Genomic DNA, 17,462 nt, shown 5'->3' on the forward strand with positions numbered 1-17,462 from the left:
TGAATTTGTTAAACAAAAGTACCTGCTGTGACAAACAGATTTGCCGTGTCTATGATAAGCGCAATTTTGCCGTTCCCCAGAATGGTAGCTCCTGAAATGCTGTCTGTTTTGCCTATGTATGAGCCTAGCGATTTAATCACAATATCCTGGTTGCCAACAAGCGCGTCTACTGCCAGTGCCAGCCTTTTCTCTCCACGTCCCAGAATGATCAGTGGAACTGAAGCTTCGCTTGCGTCTGCTTCCGGTGGTATCCCCAGGCAATCCTGCAGCCAGACCACCGGGACGAGCTGATTGCGTGCGGTAATGACAGGCTGTCCGCGAACAGAGCGGATCTCACCGGGGGCTGTACGGATAATTTCGGCCACGCTGCTCATCGGAATAACGAAGGTGGCTGAGCCGACATGTACGAGTAGTCCGCGGATGATAGCGAGTGTCAAGGGCAGCCGGATAGTAAAGCGTGTGCCTTGCCCTTTGGTGGTCTCAATATCGATCATTCCATTGATCCGTTCAATGTCATTCCGGACGATATCCATTCCTACCCCGCGGCCGGAGATATCGCTGATCTGACTGGCTGTGGAGAAGCCGGGTCTGAAAATAAGGCGCAGGGCCTCATCGTCAGTCATGTTACGGGCCTCTTCAGCGGTAATGATGCCCTTCTTTAAGGCGGATTGGGCAATCGCTTCGGAATCAATACCGGCCCCGTCGTCTTCAATAACCAGAACGACCTGATTATCCTCATGTGAAGCGGCGATCCGTACGGTTCCTGTTTCGCTTTTGCCGGCGATGCGCCGGGCTTCCGGGGTTTCGATACCATGATCGACAGCATTCCGCAAAAGATGGATAAGCGGGTCACCAAGCTCTTCAATCAGTGTCCGGTCCAGCTCGGTCTCCTTGCCTTCAATGACCAGCTCAATCTGCTTGTTCAGGGAGCCGGACAAGTCTCGGACCATGCGCGGGAGACGGTTGAACAGCTGTTCCAGGGGCAGCATTCGTACCTTGATCATGCTCTCCTGCAGCTCACCAGTAATACTTGCCAGATGGTCAGCCAGCTGACCGAGCTCTGCGGTCAATTCATTCGCACCATATTGTTGGTGGAACCTGCGGTTCAGGAGATGAAACCGGGTTTGATCAATGACTAGTTCGCCCGCGAGGTTCATCAGCTTCTCCAGCCGCTCCACCTGAACGCGGATGGTTTGCGGCTTGGCGATCTGGGAGGCAGCCGGCAGTACTTCCGGCTCTTCCAGGAGATCCTGTCTCTCTGGCTCCGGGAGGGGCGGCTTCATGAATTCAGCGGGACGCAGGGAACTGTCTGGCAATTCTTCTATGTAGATACTCTCAACATCCATGATGGAGAGGACCTCCTGCCGGAGCTCATGGATATTGCCTTTGGGGGACAGCATCCAGGATGCCCCGTCAATCCCGTTGTCATGGGCCTGGATCTCCTCCAGCTCCGGCTTCATTCGCAGGACCGTGGAGAGGCTCCGCAGCTTGGCATCGATCAGGTGAAGCCGCGGCAGCTTCATTTCACAACCGGGAGAGAGCCAGACATGAAGCCAGAACGGCTGGAGAGGAATGCCGGCCCTGCTTGGCCGGACAGACGGTTTCTGTTCATGTCTCTGCCGTTCTTCCACTCCAAATGTGCTGAGCTTCTGAATAAGCCCGGATACATCTGTCGTCTCCTGATCATTAGCGGCGATCTCACTTTGCAGTGCGCGCATTCCGTCCAGCGCCTGGAAGAACAGGCGGATCAGCTCATTCGTAACTTGCCGTTCTCCGTTCCTCATCTGGTGAAGCAGATGCTCAAGATGATGTGTGACCTCCTTCAGCCTGTTATAGCCCATGGATGCAGAGGAGCCTTTCAGGGTATGGGCCGCCCGGAAGAATTGCTGTATTCCGGCTTCCGTTTCTCCGCTCTGTTCAAGCCGGAGTACTTCATCTTCGATCAGCTGTAGCTGATCCTCCAGTTCTTCAAGAAAAATCCCGCGGTATTCTGATAAGTCAACCATAATTCACCTTCTCTCCGTGTAGCCGCCGATTACTCACGCAGCAGTATCTCATCCAGCTTGAGGATTCCGACCAGTCCCGAAGATGAGAAGCCTACTCCGTTGAAGAAGGAAGGGCTGATTCCGGAGAAGCTGTCAGGTGGGGGCTGAATATCGTTAAATGTAGTCACTTTATTCACCTTGTCGACTATGATACCAACAGCGTCCTCCAGGTGATGGACGACCAGAATACGTGTATGCTTGGTATAGTCGAGCTCTGCCATATCCAGCAGCACCCTCAGGCTAAGCACAGGCACGATTTTTCCCCTCAAATTGATGATCCCTTTAACGTAATGGCGGCCGTTAGGAATATCCGTAATCTCCTGCATTCTAATAATTTCATGAACATCAGAAATGGGGATGGCGTAATGCTCATGATCCACCCCGAATTCAACATATTGCTTCTGTAAGGCAGACTCCATATTTTACCTCCGGCTTCTCTAATAATTGCTTGTACGCAGCTGCTCCTTGGGTACGGATTCCTACCCCCTTTTCTTCACAATCGATAATCCTGCTGCTCCTGCAGTGCCCGGTATTCAAGATCGCATGTCGTAAAAAGACAAATTACCGGAAAGATGTCGTACAATATCACTTATGCGACATTTTTATACATGGAGGAGCAGTGAAATGACAATAAAACAGGCAGAAATGAGCAGCGCCCAGTTAAGTTTGGTTTACTCGGGTGCGGGCAATATCAGTGATGATCAGATTGTTCAGATGTTTGTGGTAACCTGCTGCGCCAATACCAATACAGAACGTAATTACAGGAGGGCCATTGCTGACTTTCGTAAATATATAACGGGTACGCCCTTACGGGAAGTGACCTGGAGGGAGATAGAGGCGTATAAATTCTTTCTGACCCAGGGAGGCTACAGCTATCCGAAGCAACTGGCTCCGGCAAGTATTGCCGCATTTCTTGCGCCTTTGAAGTCATTTTATAAATGGGGTAGTGATCAGCATATCGGCATCTTTGCAGCCAATCCCACCTTAAGCGTGCGCATTCCCAAAATTTCAATAACAAGCCGGAAGAATTTCCTGACCAAAAGAGAAGTGGGGAATTTGCTGGGGGAGCTTCAGAAGCAGAGCCTGCGCAATTACCTGATCGGGCTGACACTGGTGATGCTGGGACTCCGCGTATCTGAGCTGACAGCGATGAAATGGGGCGATTTCCATACGGATCCTCTGGAGGCCTCTGTCTGGCTGACGGTCGCGAATGCCAAGGGCGGCAAGCGCAGAGAAATCAAAGTGCCGCCAATGCTTTGGCGTCTGTACTCTCAATTACCCGGTGCCCCTGATGTGAAGGGGAGTGCTGATGCGGAGCTTCGGATGTTTCCGTTATCCTCAAGACAGGTTGAGCGGATCATCAAGACAGCCGGAGAGTCAAGCTCCATTGAGAAAAAGGCTACTCCGCACTGGCTGCGCCATACCAGTGCCACACTGGCGTTGCTGCAAGGGGCCTCGCTTCAACAGGTACAGGAATCGCTGGGACATTCCCACATCAATACCACTCAGCGTTATCTCCACACGGTTCAGCAAATTCAAAAGGCCGCCCCGGATTTTGTGGAGGACAGCCTGCGGAATTTTATTCAATAAGACAAGGTTTGACAAAATGTGCAGGAACACGGGCAGGACTGAATTTTGTCCTTGAAGCCGTCCGTCAAAGCATAGAAGGTTTATTCTACGGAGAATTCAAGCGATTTGCAGGTGGAATCAACTTAAAAGCGGATCGGTTGGAGAGAGTTTTATCCGGGAAGTTTCTATACAGAAGTTAAGAAATGGCCTATAATTAACGCATTGCTGCTTCGTTATGCGTAAATGTGAAGGGTTATTCTTATTTTTGGTGAAAAATGTCGCATAAGTGATATTGTACGACACAATTCGTCAAGTCATACATAAATATTTAATGTATAATATGGTTAATAATGTGTATGATGGGTGAAAAAACTAAATTTATTCTACTGCATCCATGAAGCACATCCGTTTGTCCCACAGAATGAACACAGTGAATCTTTTCAAACGCCAACCCCCTATATGGGGGTTATTTGCTTATGGGGAGCTTTCCTGACCTGGAGATGAAAAGTTCGAATTATCGATGTACTTTGGGTTGACACCGGAAATCACAGGTCATATACTGTGTATATAGATATATACAGTAAGCACAGAGAGAAGCACACTGAACCGTGTGAATCTACTGCCGCCTGCCGCTGATGAACTCACAAAGCGAGGTTAGAGATTATGACAACATTAAAGAATGCCTGGTTCATCGTGCACAGCGATTTCCGCGGTGACAGGCTGAAGCTGCTGTGGGCGCTGCTGTTCGCCGTCGTATTCATGGGGTATATGGCCGCACTGGCCGGAATGGTATTGGATGATGCGATGGACCGGGGCGAGGGGAGGCTGCTGAGCGATGTTTTACTGGTCACCATAATTACTATGCTGGGCATTACCTTCTCCCGGAGGAACATGAAATATTTGGCGGATGATACCTATACCCGGATGCTGGCGTATATGCGTTCCCTGCCGGTACCTGCTGAGGTCATTCTCTGCAAAAGAAAACTGAATACGCTGTTTGCCTTTATCCTGAACAGCACACTGTACTTTGGTTTAATCTATACGATCGGCGCCAATATACGCAGCGAGCTGCCGGTCACCATGTACCTCGCATTCGCCCTTACCTGGATTGGATGCGGTCTGGTTATTGCCGGAATATACATTTTTATCGAGTTCTCGGTCAGCGGCAAAGCATATTTCCTGATTATGATCATCATCATGTTTCTGGCCATAGGCATTGCTGGACTGGTCTATCTGGCCGGAGGGAATCTGCTGCTAGCAAGTGTGGCTGTCTCCAAGGAGTGGGGGCTGTTGTCTCCGCTGATGTGGGGTTCACTGCTGCTCGGCATTGTATCGGTGCAGTTGTTCTCCCGGTGGACGATTCACCGGCTGAAGAGCCGTGATCTCGTATGAAACGGGGCAAAGCGTTAGTCCGGCATGCCGGAGCTTGGAAGGCAGGTGCGTATGATGTGGATACCCATACAGATAAATGAGAACAGCGCAGAGCCGCTGTATCATCAGATCGAAACCCAGCTGAAATCGCTGATTATCTCTGGCACGATCACGGAGGGAACCCTGCTTCCTTCCATCCGTGAATTTGCAGGTGACCTGAAGTGCAGTGTGATTACCGTCCGGCGGGTCTATCAGGATCTGGAGAATGAAGGGCTGCTGCGCACAAGACAGGGAACGGGCACCTTCGTCTCCCATGTAGGCGACGGAACCATGGCAGGCTATAAGCAGGACGCCATCCGCAAAGCGCTGGAGAGTGCAGTGGATGTGGGGCTGTCCGTACATTGCAGTGAAGATGAGCTGACACAGCTGTTCAAGGAAATTGTGCAGGACAAATACGGGAAACAGGAATGAAGGACGGGGATCTCATGGTACAGCAAGCCATAGAACTACGGAATGTGTGCAAGAAGCGGAGGGGCAAGACGGTAGGGCCGCTTAATGTTAATCTGCCGCAGGGTTACATTACTGCGCTGGTGGGTCAGAACGGCTCCGGCAAAAGCACGCTGCTGCACATGCTGCTGCAGCTGACTTTTCCAGAGGAAGGTGAGATCCGCTGGTTTGAGGAAGCCTACCGTGACGGGCTGCCGCTCCAGCTCCGCCAGACTATCGCTTATGTACCGGAGATCTCGCAGAATGAAGAGAATTTCTGGACAGCCAGCGAGGCTGCCGGATTCCGCCGACACTGGTATCCTGCCTGGGACCAAGGCTATTACGAGGAGCTGCTCCTGAAGCTGGAGGTGCCGGAGAATGCCAGGCTGGGCAAGATGTCCAAGGGTGAACGCCGCAAATTCGAGATTGCCGCGGCCCTGGCTGCGAAGCCCCGGCTGCTGCTGCTGGATGAGCCGTCTTCCGGCCTTGACCCTTTTGCCTGGAAGATTATGATTGAGACTCTGCAGCGGTACATGGATGAGCATGAGGCCACCATCGTGATCTCGACCCACATTGTGGAAGAGGTGCGGCGGCTGGCGGATTACATTGTCCTGATGCATCAGGGGCAGCTGCTGGGAATGGCCGAGAAAGACAGCTTGTTCGGCTCCTGGAGTGAAATATGGGTTCAGGCAGAAGGCGGACAGGCGCTGGAAGAACTGGCAGCAGAGCTGCCGCAGGCGCTGGAGCTTAAGCTGGAAACTCCGGGAGTGGCTTCATTTTTGACCCAGCAAATCTTTCAATATGAGAAACGCATTCATGATTTGGGCGTAAAGGTTATCAAGAGCCGCAGCCTGGAGCTGGATGAAATCCTAAGCTTGTGGACCCGGGGACATCGTCCGGTTCTGATCGACCAGAAGAGAGGGGAATAACGAATGGAAGCTTTGCATTTGGAGCAGGTAGTGAAGCAGTACGGTGATAAAACAGCAGTCAACGGAATCAGTCTGAAGGTGGAACAAGGCGAAATTTACGGTCTGCTGGGTGCAAACGGCGCCGGCAAAACGACGACTATGCGCATGGTGCTGGGGTTGATCTATCCAGATGAAGGCAGTATCCTCTATAACGGCAAGCCGTATAGTACGGAGCTTCAGCATCTGATGGGCTATCTTCCAGAGGAGCGGGGCCTATATCCGAAGGTCAAAGTAAGCGATCAGATTATCTATCTGGCGCGGCTGCGCGGGATGCCCGCAAGTGAGGCGGATAAGAGCCTGCGCTACTGGCTGGACCGGTTCGATGTTCCGGAATACTACAATAAGAAGATTGAAGAATTGTCCAAGGGCAATCAGCAGAAGATGGGCTTCGTTGCTGCCGTCGTCCATAAGCCGAAGATTCTGATTCTGGATGAAGCCTTCAGCGGCCTCGATCCGGTGAATGTGGAGCTGCTGAAGGATACGGTCCGGGAGATGCGTGATCAGGGCACAAGTATTCTTTTCTCCACCCACCGGATGGAGCATGTAGAAGAATTATGCCGCAATATTACGATTCTTGACCGCTCTAACACTGTAGTGCAGGGGGATATCCGTGAAATCAAGAAGGGGTATCCGCGCGAAGAAGTCTTACTGCGTACGGCCGGGGATGTGAACGGGCTTGCGGAGATTGCCGGAGTCACTGCAGTGCAGCGCCAGGAACGCGGGTATCTGTTGTCCATCAGCGAGATTGGCGCAGCGCAGCGTATTCTGCAGCTGGCAATGGCTCAAGGCGAGGTAGAGCATTTCGAGATTAAGGAACCGACGCTAAACCAAATCTTTATCAGAGCGGTGGGTGAATCTAATGAATAAGATGGGGAGTATTATAGGCTTCACATTCAAGAATAAGGTAAGAACCAAGTCCTTCATGATTACAACATTAATTCTGGTGCTCCTGCTGAGTATCGGGATGAATATTCCTTATTTGATCAAAGTATTTAAGGGAGAAGACGGTGCTAAGGAAGCTACGCAAATCGGAGTGGTTGCCGAGCAGGGCTTCCGCCCTGCCGAACTGCTTCTGGCGTATACACCACCGGCTGAAACAGATGCTCAAGTCGAATTCACAGCTTATACCTCCGCAGATGATGCAGCGCTGAAGCAAGGGCTGGAGGACGAGAAAGTTGAGGGGTATCTCACCTTTGCTTCAGAAGGCAGTGAGGGGGTACCGCCGGTAACGTATCATAGCAAAGACGGGGATATCAGCGACAAAGTGCAGAGTTATCTTCAAACTGCTTTGCAGCAGGTGAATACCGGACTTATTGTTGGCGATAAGCTGACGGAGAGCCAGGTAGCCGCGATATTCGCTCCGGTCTCCATTGGCACTGAACAGCTGAATGCCGATGCAGCAGCGTCCGGTGCAGAAGAAGGGGATGCCAAGCCGGTCATTAACTATGTTGTCGTCTACGTCCTGCTGATGCTGTTCTTCATGTCCGTGATGATGACAGGCAACATGATCGCCGCTGAGATTACCTCGGAGAAAAGCTCGCGTATCATGGAGATTCTGATCACCAGCGCATCACCCTTAACACAGATGTTCGGCAAGGTCATCGGGATCTTCCTCGTCGGCCTGCTGCAGATCGCCATTATATCTGCCAGCATCGCTGTCAACCTGATGCTTCCGCACAATTCCAGTATACTGACTGACTTTAATCTGGATCTGGGACAGCTGAATGCCGGCATTCTGGTGTATGGATTTATCCTGTATATCCTGGGTTACTTCCTGTATGCCCTGATGTATGCAGCTGTAGGTTCGATTGTCAGCCGGACAGAAGATCTGGGGCAGGCGATTATGCCTGTGCTGATGCTCGGCTTCGTCAGCTTCTACCTGCCGCTGTTCAGCATCTCGAACCCGGATACCCTGCTGGTTAAGGTAGCAAGCTTCGTTCCATTCACCTCTTCACTCAGCTTGCTGCTGCGGATCGGCGTTGGCCATGTGGCCGTTTGGGAGATCATAGTCTCGCTGGCCATCCTGCTGGCAACGACCTTCGTCTTCGGCTGGCTCGCCGCCAAGATTTATCGCACCGGCGTCCTGATGTACGGCAAGCGTCCTAGTATTAAGGAGATTAGAAAAGCGATGAAGGCTTATAAGATCTAAGGAGCGGGAACTAATGGATAAAAAACACCAACAAAACGCCGGATTACTATTTGCAGCTTCTTTTCTTTCCCTAACAGCGGCCCGAATGCTCGATTCTAACGGAAGTAACCTGATGGATTTCACGCAAGGGATGCTAACGGGTATAGGCATTGTGGGTATGGTGGTGACCATCATAGCCTTTGGCAGATATCAGAAGCGCAGCCAGTAAAAATAGATCAAGGCCCATTCGCCGGAGGAGGCGGGTGGGCTTTTTCTACGTATGCAGACAGTGAGCTTGGTGGGCTCTATCCTTCTTTTTTACATTTTACAATTAAGAAGTTTATGAAAGGTTTGTTTTTCATATTCTTACCGGGCTCATCTATTTCTGAACTCTCGACCAGGCCATAATTGGCAAAGTCCTGTTGAATGGAGTCAGCATCATAAAAAAACATTTTCACTCGGTCCATGATCTCGAAATAGTCTGTATCCAGTTGGACACCCTTACCGTACATTGGAGCTTTTTTGGATACCGTTGTAAAGACCATATATCCACCCGGCTTCAGCTGATTATAACAATCCTGAATGAACTTCTCCCGCTCACGCTGATCCAATAAGTGAATCAGGGCATAGCAGAATATACCGTCATAGAGCTTGTTATCAAATGGCATATCGGTTACCGAGCCGTGAAAAATATTCATATCCAGCCCGCTCTGCCTCGCCAGGTCAATCGCTGTTTGCGAAATTTCAATACCAGTAACTTCTATTCCATTGTCCATAAAAACCTTTGCATTTCTGCCATATCCAATGCCGGGAACCAGGATGTCTTTAACATTCTTTTCAAGGAAAAAATCCTTGGTTAGGATGGCCGAGTCAGAAGGTTCAAATCCCCACATCGTTTGTTTTTCTATGAAGCTTGCTTCCCAAAACTCCGTCATAGCCCGGTCTCCTTTAATTCACTAAATAGTTATTGAAGATACATTATATCTACAATGGAATCGATTTGCAATGTTATTGTTAATCCTCGTATCTAAACAGATAGACTTTTGTGAAGCGGGCGGATATTATAGATAACTCGGAAACTAAGGCGATAGATGAAATGAAGGATCTGTAAATAAACACTGATGAATATGAAGTGATGGTGGACAGGTCCTGGGATAACGGGAGTGATGATTCCGCTGTCTATTCAATAATTAAAATGGATGGGGTATGGAAGGTGGATGACCGGTATTGATGAGGAGAAGCAAGAAGACAAATAAGGCGATGCGTTATTTACTTGAAAATGTGCCACCTTCAATCCATGTAGCCTTGGAGAGAGCGAGTCCTAATTTTACGGAATGGGATCATTGTATTTTGATAGATACCACGGAACTTGGAACTTTAAAAACAGTCAAAGAAACAATATACCTAGACAGAACTGAATTAGAAGCATCTATTAACCATGTGCATCTAAGTGATTTTGCAAGTGGCATGAAAATAATGGATCAGTGGACACGGAAACTGCAAGAGGACTATAGCGGCAAGCAATTTATTATCATACTGAGCTGTCAGCCCGACGGAGGAGATGTGGTTGTAAGATTCTATCAGTATAGAAAAGATGACCCGGAATGGGTGGCGCTAGATAATCTTGAAGGCTATAAGGAAGAAGCAATACTTGTTATCGGGCTTATGAATAATGCTGTTCTATAGAGTGATCACAAATCACCCCAAACTGGTTAAACCCCCGCAGATAGTGTACCTTAGTAATATTAGTAACTCAACTTTCGCACCTGGAATATTGTCATAAACCGTTGAGGGCGTAAGAAGGATTCAATATATTGGTCTCTATTGACAAAAAACACCTTCTTGTTTGGTATCATGGAAGTGTCGAATCAACCATGCCAACAAGAAAGGTGCGTAACACTATGGTACAACAACATTCCCTGTCTGAACAGTCTCGCTTTTCCAAACTTTTTGCTTCGCTCCACATCGGGAAAGCCTTACGGCACGCAGGCATTTCCAAATCCTTTGGTCTTTCGAGTCTAGCGGTTTTTCAAATCGTTTTCTCTTTGGTCTTCGAAGGAAAGAACTGGTTTCGACTTCTGGAAAGTGACCGTAGAGCAGATCTTCCCGGCAAAGATGTCATCTATCGATTTTTGAATCAAGCTTCTTTTGCGTGGCGGCGCTTTTTGCAAACCTTAAGTCTTCGCACCGTGCAGGGTTTCGAATCGCTTATTTCATCTACGCGTGTACGAGTGTTCATCATCGACGATTCCGTTTTGAGCCGAAACCGGAGCAAAAAAGCAGAGTTACTGGCACGAGTCTTTGACCATTCCACGGGCAAATTTACCAAAGGTTACACCATGCTAACCCTGGGCTGGTCGGACGGTTTTAGCTTCGCTCCGCTTGACTTTGCCATGCTGTCTTCAGCTAAACTGGCCAATTGGTTGTGCGAAATGGCTTCGAATCTCTCGAAACGCAGCAACGGGTACAAACGTCGAATGGAGGCCTTTTCTCGGAAGCCGGATGCCGTTGTTGCCTTGCTGGAACGGGCTTTACGTGCAGGATTCACCGCCGATTACGTACTCATGGATAGCTGGTTTACGCAAGCTCCACTGCTTCGTCAGCTCACAGGCAAAGGCTTCGCTGTGATTGGTATGGTCAAGGAAATGAAACAGCGCTATCTGGTTCAAGGCAAGCGAATGACGCTAAGTGAAGTTTTTCAAAGCCTTCCGAAGTCCAATTCAAAAGACATCAAAGGCTCCGTCATCGTACACACGACCTGTGATCTGCCCGTGAAGCTTGTTTTTGTCCGTAACCGGAATAAAAAACGGGAATGGCTGGCGATTTTAAGTACAGACGTAACGTTGGATGCTGCTGAAATTGTACGAATCTACGGTATGCGCTGGAGTATAGAGACCTTTTTCAAAGTCACCAAAAGCTATTTGAAACTGGGTACCGAATTTCAAGGCCGTTCCTTCGACCAATTGATCAGTCACACAACGATTGTGTTCAGCCGTTATTTGGCAATGGAATACGAACGGCGTCAATCGAGTGATGACCGGACACTGGGAGGACTCTTTTTCCTCTTTGCAGATGAAGTTCGCGATCTGGACTTCCAGACCGCGCTTCAGCAACTCATGAGTTTATTTCTCGAAATGTCAGAGGCCAAAACCAAGAAGAACAAAACAGCTGTTTTTTGTCAACTACAAGATTGGATCTCTAGTTTACCCAGCTATATCAAGGGTTTGTTTGGAGATTTGGGCTGCGAAAGTTGAGTTAATTATTATTTTTCTTCTTTAAAATGAATAAGATGGGGAGAAATACAATAATGCCAGAGATGAATAAAATTAATGGAAGGTTATTAGAGGTGTCCTCAGATTTAGTGAAACCAACTTGACTTGACCCCATCTGAATTACTCCTTCTTCATTAGGTGTAGCAGCCCGTTCTTCTTTAATATTTTTTATTTTTTCATCAAAAGTTGATTTTGATATAGTATTATTTTCAGTGGATTTTTGAAAATTAGAGTTATCACTATTTAAATCTAATATACGCTCCCCTGTTTCTCCCTCAATATATAAAGCATCTATACCATATCTAGTGTCACTAACAAGTTTAACATTTTCTCCTTTTATAAGAGCAGATTCAGCCGCTATTAAAGATTGCTCAAAATTCACTTTATTAGTGATATTAAAGATCTGCCACGAACCTGAATCATTATTTGAATAAATTGTTCCAGCATCTCGATCATTTATTTTTATTGAAAATAAATAGCCTGCAAATACTAAATCACTTTTATTCGCATCATCAGATATTTTGTAGTAAGCAACCCCCGAACTTAATTGTGCGTTTTCAAAATTTTCTTCCTCTTGAAGCCCATATTCTGATTTCACTGAATTTAAAGAATCGAGATACTTTTGTTTGAATTCATTTTCTATACTAGCTTTAATTTCATTATTGGGAGTCATTTCAAAAGAGTCAGCAAATATGAAGTTATTTAAGTTAAATAGCAAAAGATTGAAGATAATATAAAAAGAAAAAACCATTTTCTTTTTCATTAATTAAACCTCCTTGATTTTATTTAATTACATTCTTTTGTAGAAAGACTCAACTGGTAATGAATTTATTATAGAGTATTCTAAATGCATAAAAATAAGAACGAAATGGATGTTTTGTTGTTTTGAGAAGAATTAAGAATTTAATTTATATAAACTGCAGTTAAAGTATTACCCCAATACCAATTGCTATTATATGAAAAACTACTATAGGACATGGTATTATAAGATCCATTAAAAGGATCAATGTAATATACTGTTTGTGTTGAATTACTCGTATCTTGGTAATATCCTCTGATGAGTAATGCATGTCCACCTCCACCATGATAGCCAATTGCAGCGTTCATATTCATATTTCTATCAATATTGTAAATAATATCTCCAAAAGAAATTGTTGTGAGCAATGCAGTCGAAGATACATTCCAGTTGGCTAATGCATTTTTCATATCGGTAACAGTACCTGTCTGGTCAACTGGAGATCCATAAATGTAGGTAACAATTTGCGATTGTGTCGGTGTAGCACCAAGATAATTACCAAGCATACTTGAAACTGCTGCCCAGCACCATAAAGTTTTTTGTTGAACTTGTGCTGTCACAGAGTTGTATCTGTAATTAATATAAGCAGAAGCGCTAGATGCAAATAACGAGAGAGAAAGTAATAAACACGGCAAGACTAATAATAGTTTTCTTTTACGAGACATTTTTTCCCCACCTTTATTTTAGTGTAAAAATATAGCTATATAAAATGATCTAAAGAAATACCCAAATTAACCTTCATGTCCAAAATCGGGTAATAAAAAGTAAGACGATTTGAAAAGGACGTGAAGGAAATGCAAGTTCAGACAGAAATTGAAGCAGTGGAACAAGCGATGAAACAGACAACAGATAAGCGAATGTACGAGCGTTTTCTTGCAGTTCGCCTTCGATTGGAAGGACAGACCCTTGAACAAATATCAAAGACTCTTCATCGTACGCGAAAAACTATAGGTGGCTATCTGCATAAATATCGGGATGGTGGACTGGATGCATTGGCGATGGAGCATTCACCGGGTAAACCTCCAAAACTGACGAAAACACAGACGGACCAACTCACCAAAGTGCTTACCAACAAACGTCCGGCTGACGTTGGATTTGATGCGAAATACACATGGACCTTGAAACTTGTTATTGGCTATATTGAGCGTGAATTCGATCAAACTTTTAGCGAGCGTGGTCTATCTTTGCTTTTGCATCGACTTGGATTCAGTTACACGAAAGCAACGTATACCTTGACGGCTGCGAATCCAGAAGAGCAACAAAGGTTTCGGGAGAAGACCGCAATCACTTTAAAAAAAAGCTCATGGACGGACAAATCGCCCATTTGCTCTTTGAAGATGAATCCATGATTCGAGCCTACCAATCCCTGCAGTACAATTGGTTTCCTCGGGGGCAACAACGAAAGATTAAAACCTATGGCAAGCATGAGGGCGCGAAGCTCTTTGGAACACTGGATTATGCAACGGGTAAAGTGTTTTACCAAGAAAGCGAATCATACGATGCAAAGGCGTTCGAACACTTCTTGAACTCACTTCTCACCGAATATCCTACCGGGCAAATCGTTATGGTACTGGACAATGGTCGTATTCATAAAGCAGCTTCCATTGAACGTTTTCTACAGGATGAACCCCGGCTAGAGTTTGTGTTTTTGCCCAAATATTCTCCTAATCTCAATCCCATTGAGGGACTCTGGAAATGGTTAAAAAGTGATGTCATCCACAACGTTTTTTACGATAAAACATACAAAATTCGAACCGCTGTCAGCAGTTTTATGAAACGCATAAACCAGAATCCAATGGAAGTGATTGATCGATTGTGTATAAATGTGTAATTCTTTAATTCAATTTATATAGTTAGATTTGATGGAGTTAGTTGGGAGGAAATTGAACAAGATACACTTCAATTCCCTCATTACGAGGATAGCAACGGACAGATTTTTTTAGATAGGTTATTTGAGCGTCATTTAAAGTCAATAAACCGTGAAATTGCTGCTATCAAATGGCTTGATAATCAAGTGATTAGCGAAGCGTTACTTATTAAATTAATATCAAAAATCGGTTTGAATAAACTGAAGATCCGAGATTTAATAAGTGACAATGGAATAAATGGATTAAAAGTCCATGATTTAATATATCAATGCATTTCTCTAAAAGCTAGTCATATAGATTATTCGGATTATTTTGAATCACAGTTTATTGCTTTTTTTAAAGAGCATTTAATAAAAAAAGATTACTTTTATTTTAGAACATTGCATCTTCATAAAGAAAAATTAATTAATATGACCAAAAAATATCCGGATGAGTTTGCCTTAATTTATGTTTCACTTGAACATTTAGAATTAGAAGCTCTAGTAGAAACACTTGAAAAAATCAATATTCACAAGTTTCTTGGTTCAGAATACAATTTCAATCAAGAGGATTACTTTCAAATATTAGCTTTTATTGATTGCATTGAATATATTCATAGGCTTAGAAAATGGAGAAGTACTGATGAAGGTATTAAATTTGCTGAAGAACAGTTACCTTTCCTAGAACAATTGATGGGAATTAAAGGGTTGAGTAATGAAGTTAAATATGAACTAATGCACCATAGAGGAAAGTTTTATGTTTTTGTCAAAGATACTGATAAAGCAGAGGAATATTTTCGTCAAGTAATTGAAAATGTCCCCAAACCATTTCATAGTAAATTGCAATTGTTAAAAATAACTTATACTACAAAGACTGAAGAAGCAAAAGAACATTTAATAGACATCTTTAAATCCTTTGATGAAAATCGTCAGCAGGTAAGTATATCCATTGTACTTGCGGCTTTTAATGAACTTAAAAAAACTGAGTTTAAAGAAGTTATTGACGAATATTTATTTAACGGAACTCTTTTTGAAGAAGCGATATCTATGTCTTCTATTTGGGGATTCACGCAACCGTATCAAGTTATCACTGAGATTGGCAAGACAATATCTTACCATGATCCGACAAGATTTATTAAGATTATGGAGATGATACCAGAACCTTCTGAAGAGTCATCTACTGATTATATGTTGTTTTTATCAGGCCAATTATACAAGGAGCTTGGCAAATGTTATAGGCAAGTCGAAGGTTTGAATTCTGAGAAAGGCCAAAGTGCGTTTGAATCATCAAAAATATTCTTTGAAAAAATGTTCAAAACAAATAGCTTTCAAAAGACCCAGATTTGCGAGTTGTACCAATTATTAGCGTTACCTTCACTTGCAATAAGTAAATTAGAAGAGGTACCAATTAAAGATAGAGACAATAGCTTTTGGCACCATCGATACTCTCTGTCATTATATGATCTATCTGATTTAGGTAATGCTCTATTAGAGATTAATACTGCAATTGATATAATTAAAAAATCTGAAGAACGGTTCAGAACTACTTTTCTTAATCACAAAGCTCAAGTATTAACTGCACTTGGTGATCAAACTAATGCACTAGCGATTTATCAAGAAGCGTTAAAATTCTGTACAAGTGATAAGTTTAGAAATTCAATTGAAACAGCTATAGGAAACTTATCTGGAACTCCAGAAAAATAATTAACTTCAACTTCTATGTAGATTGAACTTGAAAATATACAAAAAGGGAAAAGTGGTGTAAGGGGATTTTGGAACTGTAGGAGCGGAAGCGTCCGCCTTTGTCTGCGGATTTCCACCGCGAACAGCGGTACGAATAAAAGAAATCTGTAGATAACAGCGGCCGGAAGTCCAAACATTCTCTGGAGTCACGGCCCATCCCTAAATAGTGAAATCACAAGTTCAATCTATATAGTTGACTATTTTAACGAATTGACCAATTAGTGTTGAAATACAAAAAAATATATCGCAGTATGAGGGAATTATAGTTAAGGTCGGTGTATATAATGGAAATTAACCAAGAAATTGACTTGCATTCACCCTATGTCTATATAGACTGGAATGTAGTCAAGTATATAAAAAATCCGAGAGCAAACAAGCTAGCTTTAGATATGGAGTTCGGAGAGATTGTTCGTAAAATAAGTAAAAAAAAATATAGGCTCCCTTTTAGCCTCGCGCATATTAATGATAGAATAAACCGATTTAAACCTGAATATGAAATGGAAGTTCAAGGAGATTTGGAGTTTCTCGAGAAAATTACTGACGGTTGGGTGATTGGTTGGAGCGAAGAGTTAAGCCGCATAATACTTTCAAAGATATCACCAGTCAGATTATTTAAACAAGAAATACTTAAACAAGCAGATAACAATGAGAAGAACACTCTAAACCAATTACTCACTAATTTTTTTTCATCTGTAGATTCATACAAAAATCTACGTGATAGGGTAATGGAATTTGTTAAAGAAAGCACAGATCGGAATAATATGGAGTATAGTTACCTGCTTAAATATATGTCGCCTATTCTTGATTTATTAGATGTTTCTGATATAGAAAAATTGAAAGCAGGATGGAAGGATGCTGTTATTCAATGGTCTAAAATGAATTCAAAGGAACCGTTACCTATTGGATTGTTGCTCAGCAATGGCTACATGCTGCTAGACTTTCACCCTTTGTTTAAAGAAGGCATTACTGAAAAAAATACATTAGATAACATTCTTCGAGATGAGAATCATGCATTCTGGGGTATGGGTGCAGAATATTTTATTTCTGAAGATAAAAAAACATTGAAAAAAATTAAGTTCTTATATGATGCATTTGAAATTAAAACAAAGGTTTTATCTATGAGCCAATTCGTCGCAGTTTTTAGTTAGTGGATTGAAAATGAATTAAGATGTCTAACATATTGATTTAATGGTGTAAGATGCTTATTTTAAGCATAGAATAATGCCTTCTGAATAAAT

17 protein-coding genes are annotated in these 17,462 nt (G+C 44.3%); 12 read left to right on the forward strand and 5 right to left on the reverse strand.

From position 1 onward, the window contains the following. Window positions 1-8: 8 nt before the first annotated feature. Window positions 9-2,006, reverse strand: coding sequence for a chemotaxis protein CheA (locus R50912_RS02670; RefSeq protein ID WP_042232222.1), 1,998 nt, complete (start codon window positions 2,004-2,006; stop codon window positions 9-11). 29 nt (window positions 2,007-2,035) lie between these two features. Next, window positions 2,036-2,464 carry a chemotaxis protein CheW gene (locus R50912_RS02675; RefSeq protein WP_042232224.1) on the reverse strand — a complete coding sequence of 143 codons (429 nt, stop codon included), beginning with the start codon at window positions 2,462-2,464 and terminating at the stop codon, window positions 2,036-2,038. Window positions 2,465-2,669: 205 nt separating this feature from the next. Here R50912_RS02675 and R50912_RS02680 point away from each other — a divergent pair, with 205 nt between their 5' ends. The 7 genes from R50912_RS02680 to R50912_RS02710 all read left to right on the forward strand — a co-directional run bounded on the left by R50912_RS02680 (window position 2,670) and on the right by R50912_RS02710 (window position 8,796). Beyond that, window positions 2,670-3,635, forward strand: a complete 966-nt coding sequence (locus R50912_RS02680; protein ID WP_042232226.1) for a tyrosine-type recombinase/integrase — start codon at window positions 2,670-2,672, stop codon at window positions 3,633-3,635. Window positions 3,636-4,277: 642 nt separating this feature from the next. After that, window positions 4,278-5,006: a hypothetical protein gene (locus R50912_RS02685; protein ID WP_042232227.1), complete on the forward strand. Its 729-nt coding sequence runs from the start codon at window positions 4,278-4,280 to the stop codon at window positions 5,004-5,006. Between the two features lie 54 nt (window positions 5,007-5,060). Continuing rightward, on the forward strand, window positions 5,061-5,456 hold the full coding sequence (locus R50912_RS02690; protein WP_042241422.1) for a GntR family transcriptional regulator: 396 nt from the start codon (window positions 5,061-5,063) through the stop codon (window positions 5,454-5,456). 14 nt (window positions 5,457-5,470) lie between these two features. Beyond that, window positions 5,471-6,400, forward strand: a complete 930-nt coding sequence (locus tag R50912_RS02695; protein ID WP_042241425.1) for an ATP-binding cassette domain-containing protein — start codon at window positions 5,471-5,473, stop codon at window positions 6,398-6,400. Between the two features lie 3 nt (window positions 6,401-6,403). After that, window positions 6,404-7,306 carry an ABC transporter ATP-binding protein gene (locus tag R50912_RS02700; RefSeq protein WP_042232230.1) on the forward strand — a complete coding sequence of 301 codons (903 nt, stop codon included), beginning with the start codon at window positions 6,404-6,406 and terminating at the stop codon, window positions 7,304-7,306. Then, a complete protein-coding gene (locus tag R50912_RS02705) occupies window positions 7,299-8,588 on the forward strand; it encodes an ABC transporter permease (protein ID WP_042232232.1) in 1,290 nt (429 codons plus the stop codon). Before R50912_RS02700 ends, R50912_RS02705 begins: the two co-directional genes overlap by 8 nt. Window positions 8,589-8,601: 13 nt before the next feature. Beyond that, window positions 8,602-8,796 (forward strand): hypothetical protein, encoded by a 195-nt coding sequence (locus R50912_RS02710; protein ID WP_042232235.1) that lies wholly within the window; start codon window positions 8,602-8,604, stop codon window positions 8,794-8,796. Window positions 8,797-8,872: 76 nt separating this feature from the next. Here R50912_RS02710 and R50912_RS02715 read toward each other — a convergent pair whose 3' ends face one another. Then, complete coding sequence (locus R50912_RS02715; RefSeq protein ID WP_042232237.1) at window positions 8,873-9,502, reverse strand: class I SAM-dependent methyltransferase; 630 nt, start codon at window positions 9,500-9,502, stop codon at window positions 8,873-8,875. A 295-nt stretch (window positions 9,503-9,797) separates the two neighbouring features. Between R50912_RS02715 and R50912_RS02720 the strand changes: the two genes are divergently transcribed. Both R50912_RS02720 and R50912_RS02725 read left to right on the forward strand, forming a co-directional pair. Continuing rightward, window positions 9,798-10,253, forward strand: a complete 456-nt coding sequence (locus R50912_RS02720; protein ID WP_197073027.1) for a hypothetical protein — start codon at window positions 9,798-9,800, stop codon at window positions 10,251-10,253. A 215-nt stretch (window positions 10,254-10,468) separates the two neighbouring features. Continuing rightward, on the forward strand, window positions 10,469-11,821 hold the full coding sequence (locus tag R50912_RS02725) for an IS4 family transposase (protein ID WP_042241427.1): 1,353 nt from the start codon (window positions 10,469-10,471) through the stop codon (window positions 11,819-11,821). Between the two features lies 1 nt (window position 11,822). On the opposite strand, the gene R50912_RS02730 is transcribed toward R50912_RS02725, so the two are convergent. After that, on the reverse strand, window positions 11,823-12,602 hold the full coding sequence (locus tag R50912_RS02730; protein WP_042232241.1) for a hypothetical protein: 780 nt from the start codon (window positions 12,600-12,602) through the stop codon (window positions 11,823-11,825). A 140-nt stretch (window positions 12,603-12,742) separates the two neighbouring features. Beyond that, window positions 12,743-13,300, reverse strand: coding sequence for a papain-like cysteine protease family protein (locus tag R50912_RS34020; RefSeq protein WP_081956353.1), 558 nt, complete (start codon window positions 13,298-13,300; stop codon window positions 12,743-12,745). A gap of 129 nt (window positions 13,301-13,429) precedes the next feature. On the opposite strand from R50912_RS34020, the gene R50912_RS34025 reads away from it, so the two are divergent. From R50912_RS34025 to R50912_RS02750, 3 genes are all read left to right on the forward strand, one after another. Next, window positions 13,430-14,466 (forward strand): IS630 family transposase gene (locus tag R50912_RS34025; protein WP_269322090.1). Its coding sequence is split into 2 segments (ribosomal slippage): window positions 13,430-13,927 and window positions 13,930-14,466, totalling 1,035 coding nucleotides; the frame shifts between segments, so codons are not numbered across the junction. A 183-nt stretch (window positions 14,467-14,649) separates the two neighbouring features. Further along, window positions 14,650-16,185 carry a tetratricopeptide repeat protein gene (locus tag R50912_RS02745; protein WP_042232247.1) on the forward strand — a complete coding sequence of 512 codons (1,536 nt, stop codon included), beginning with the start codon at window positions 14,650-14,652 and terminating at the stop codon, window positions 16,183-16,185. A gap of 323 nt (window positions 16,186-16,508) precedes the next feature. Then, window positions 16,509-17,372 (forward strand): hypothetical protein, encoded by an 864-nt coding sequence (locus R50912_RS02750; protein WP_042232251.1) that lies wholly within the window; start codon window positions 16,509-16,511, stop codon window positions 17,370-17,372. The last annotated feature ends 90 nt before the right edge of the window (window positions 17,373-17,462 follow it).

It is taken from the genome of Paenibacillus sp. FSL R5-0912, from assembly GCF_000758605.1.
In the GTDB taxonomy this organism is placed as follows: domain Bacteria; phylum Bacillota; class Bacilli; order Paenibacillales; family Paenibacillaceae; genus Paenibacillus_AQ.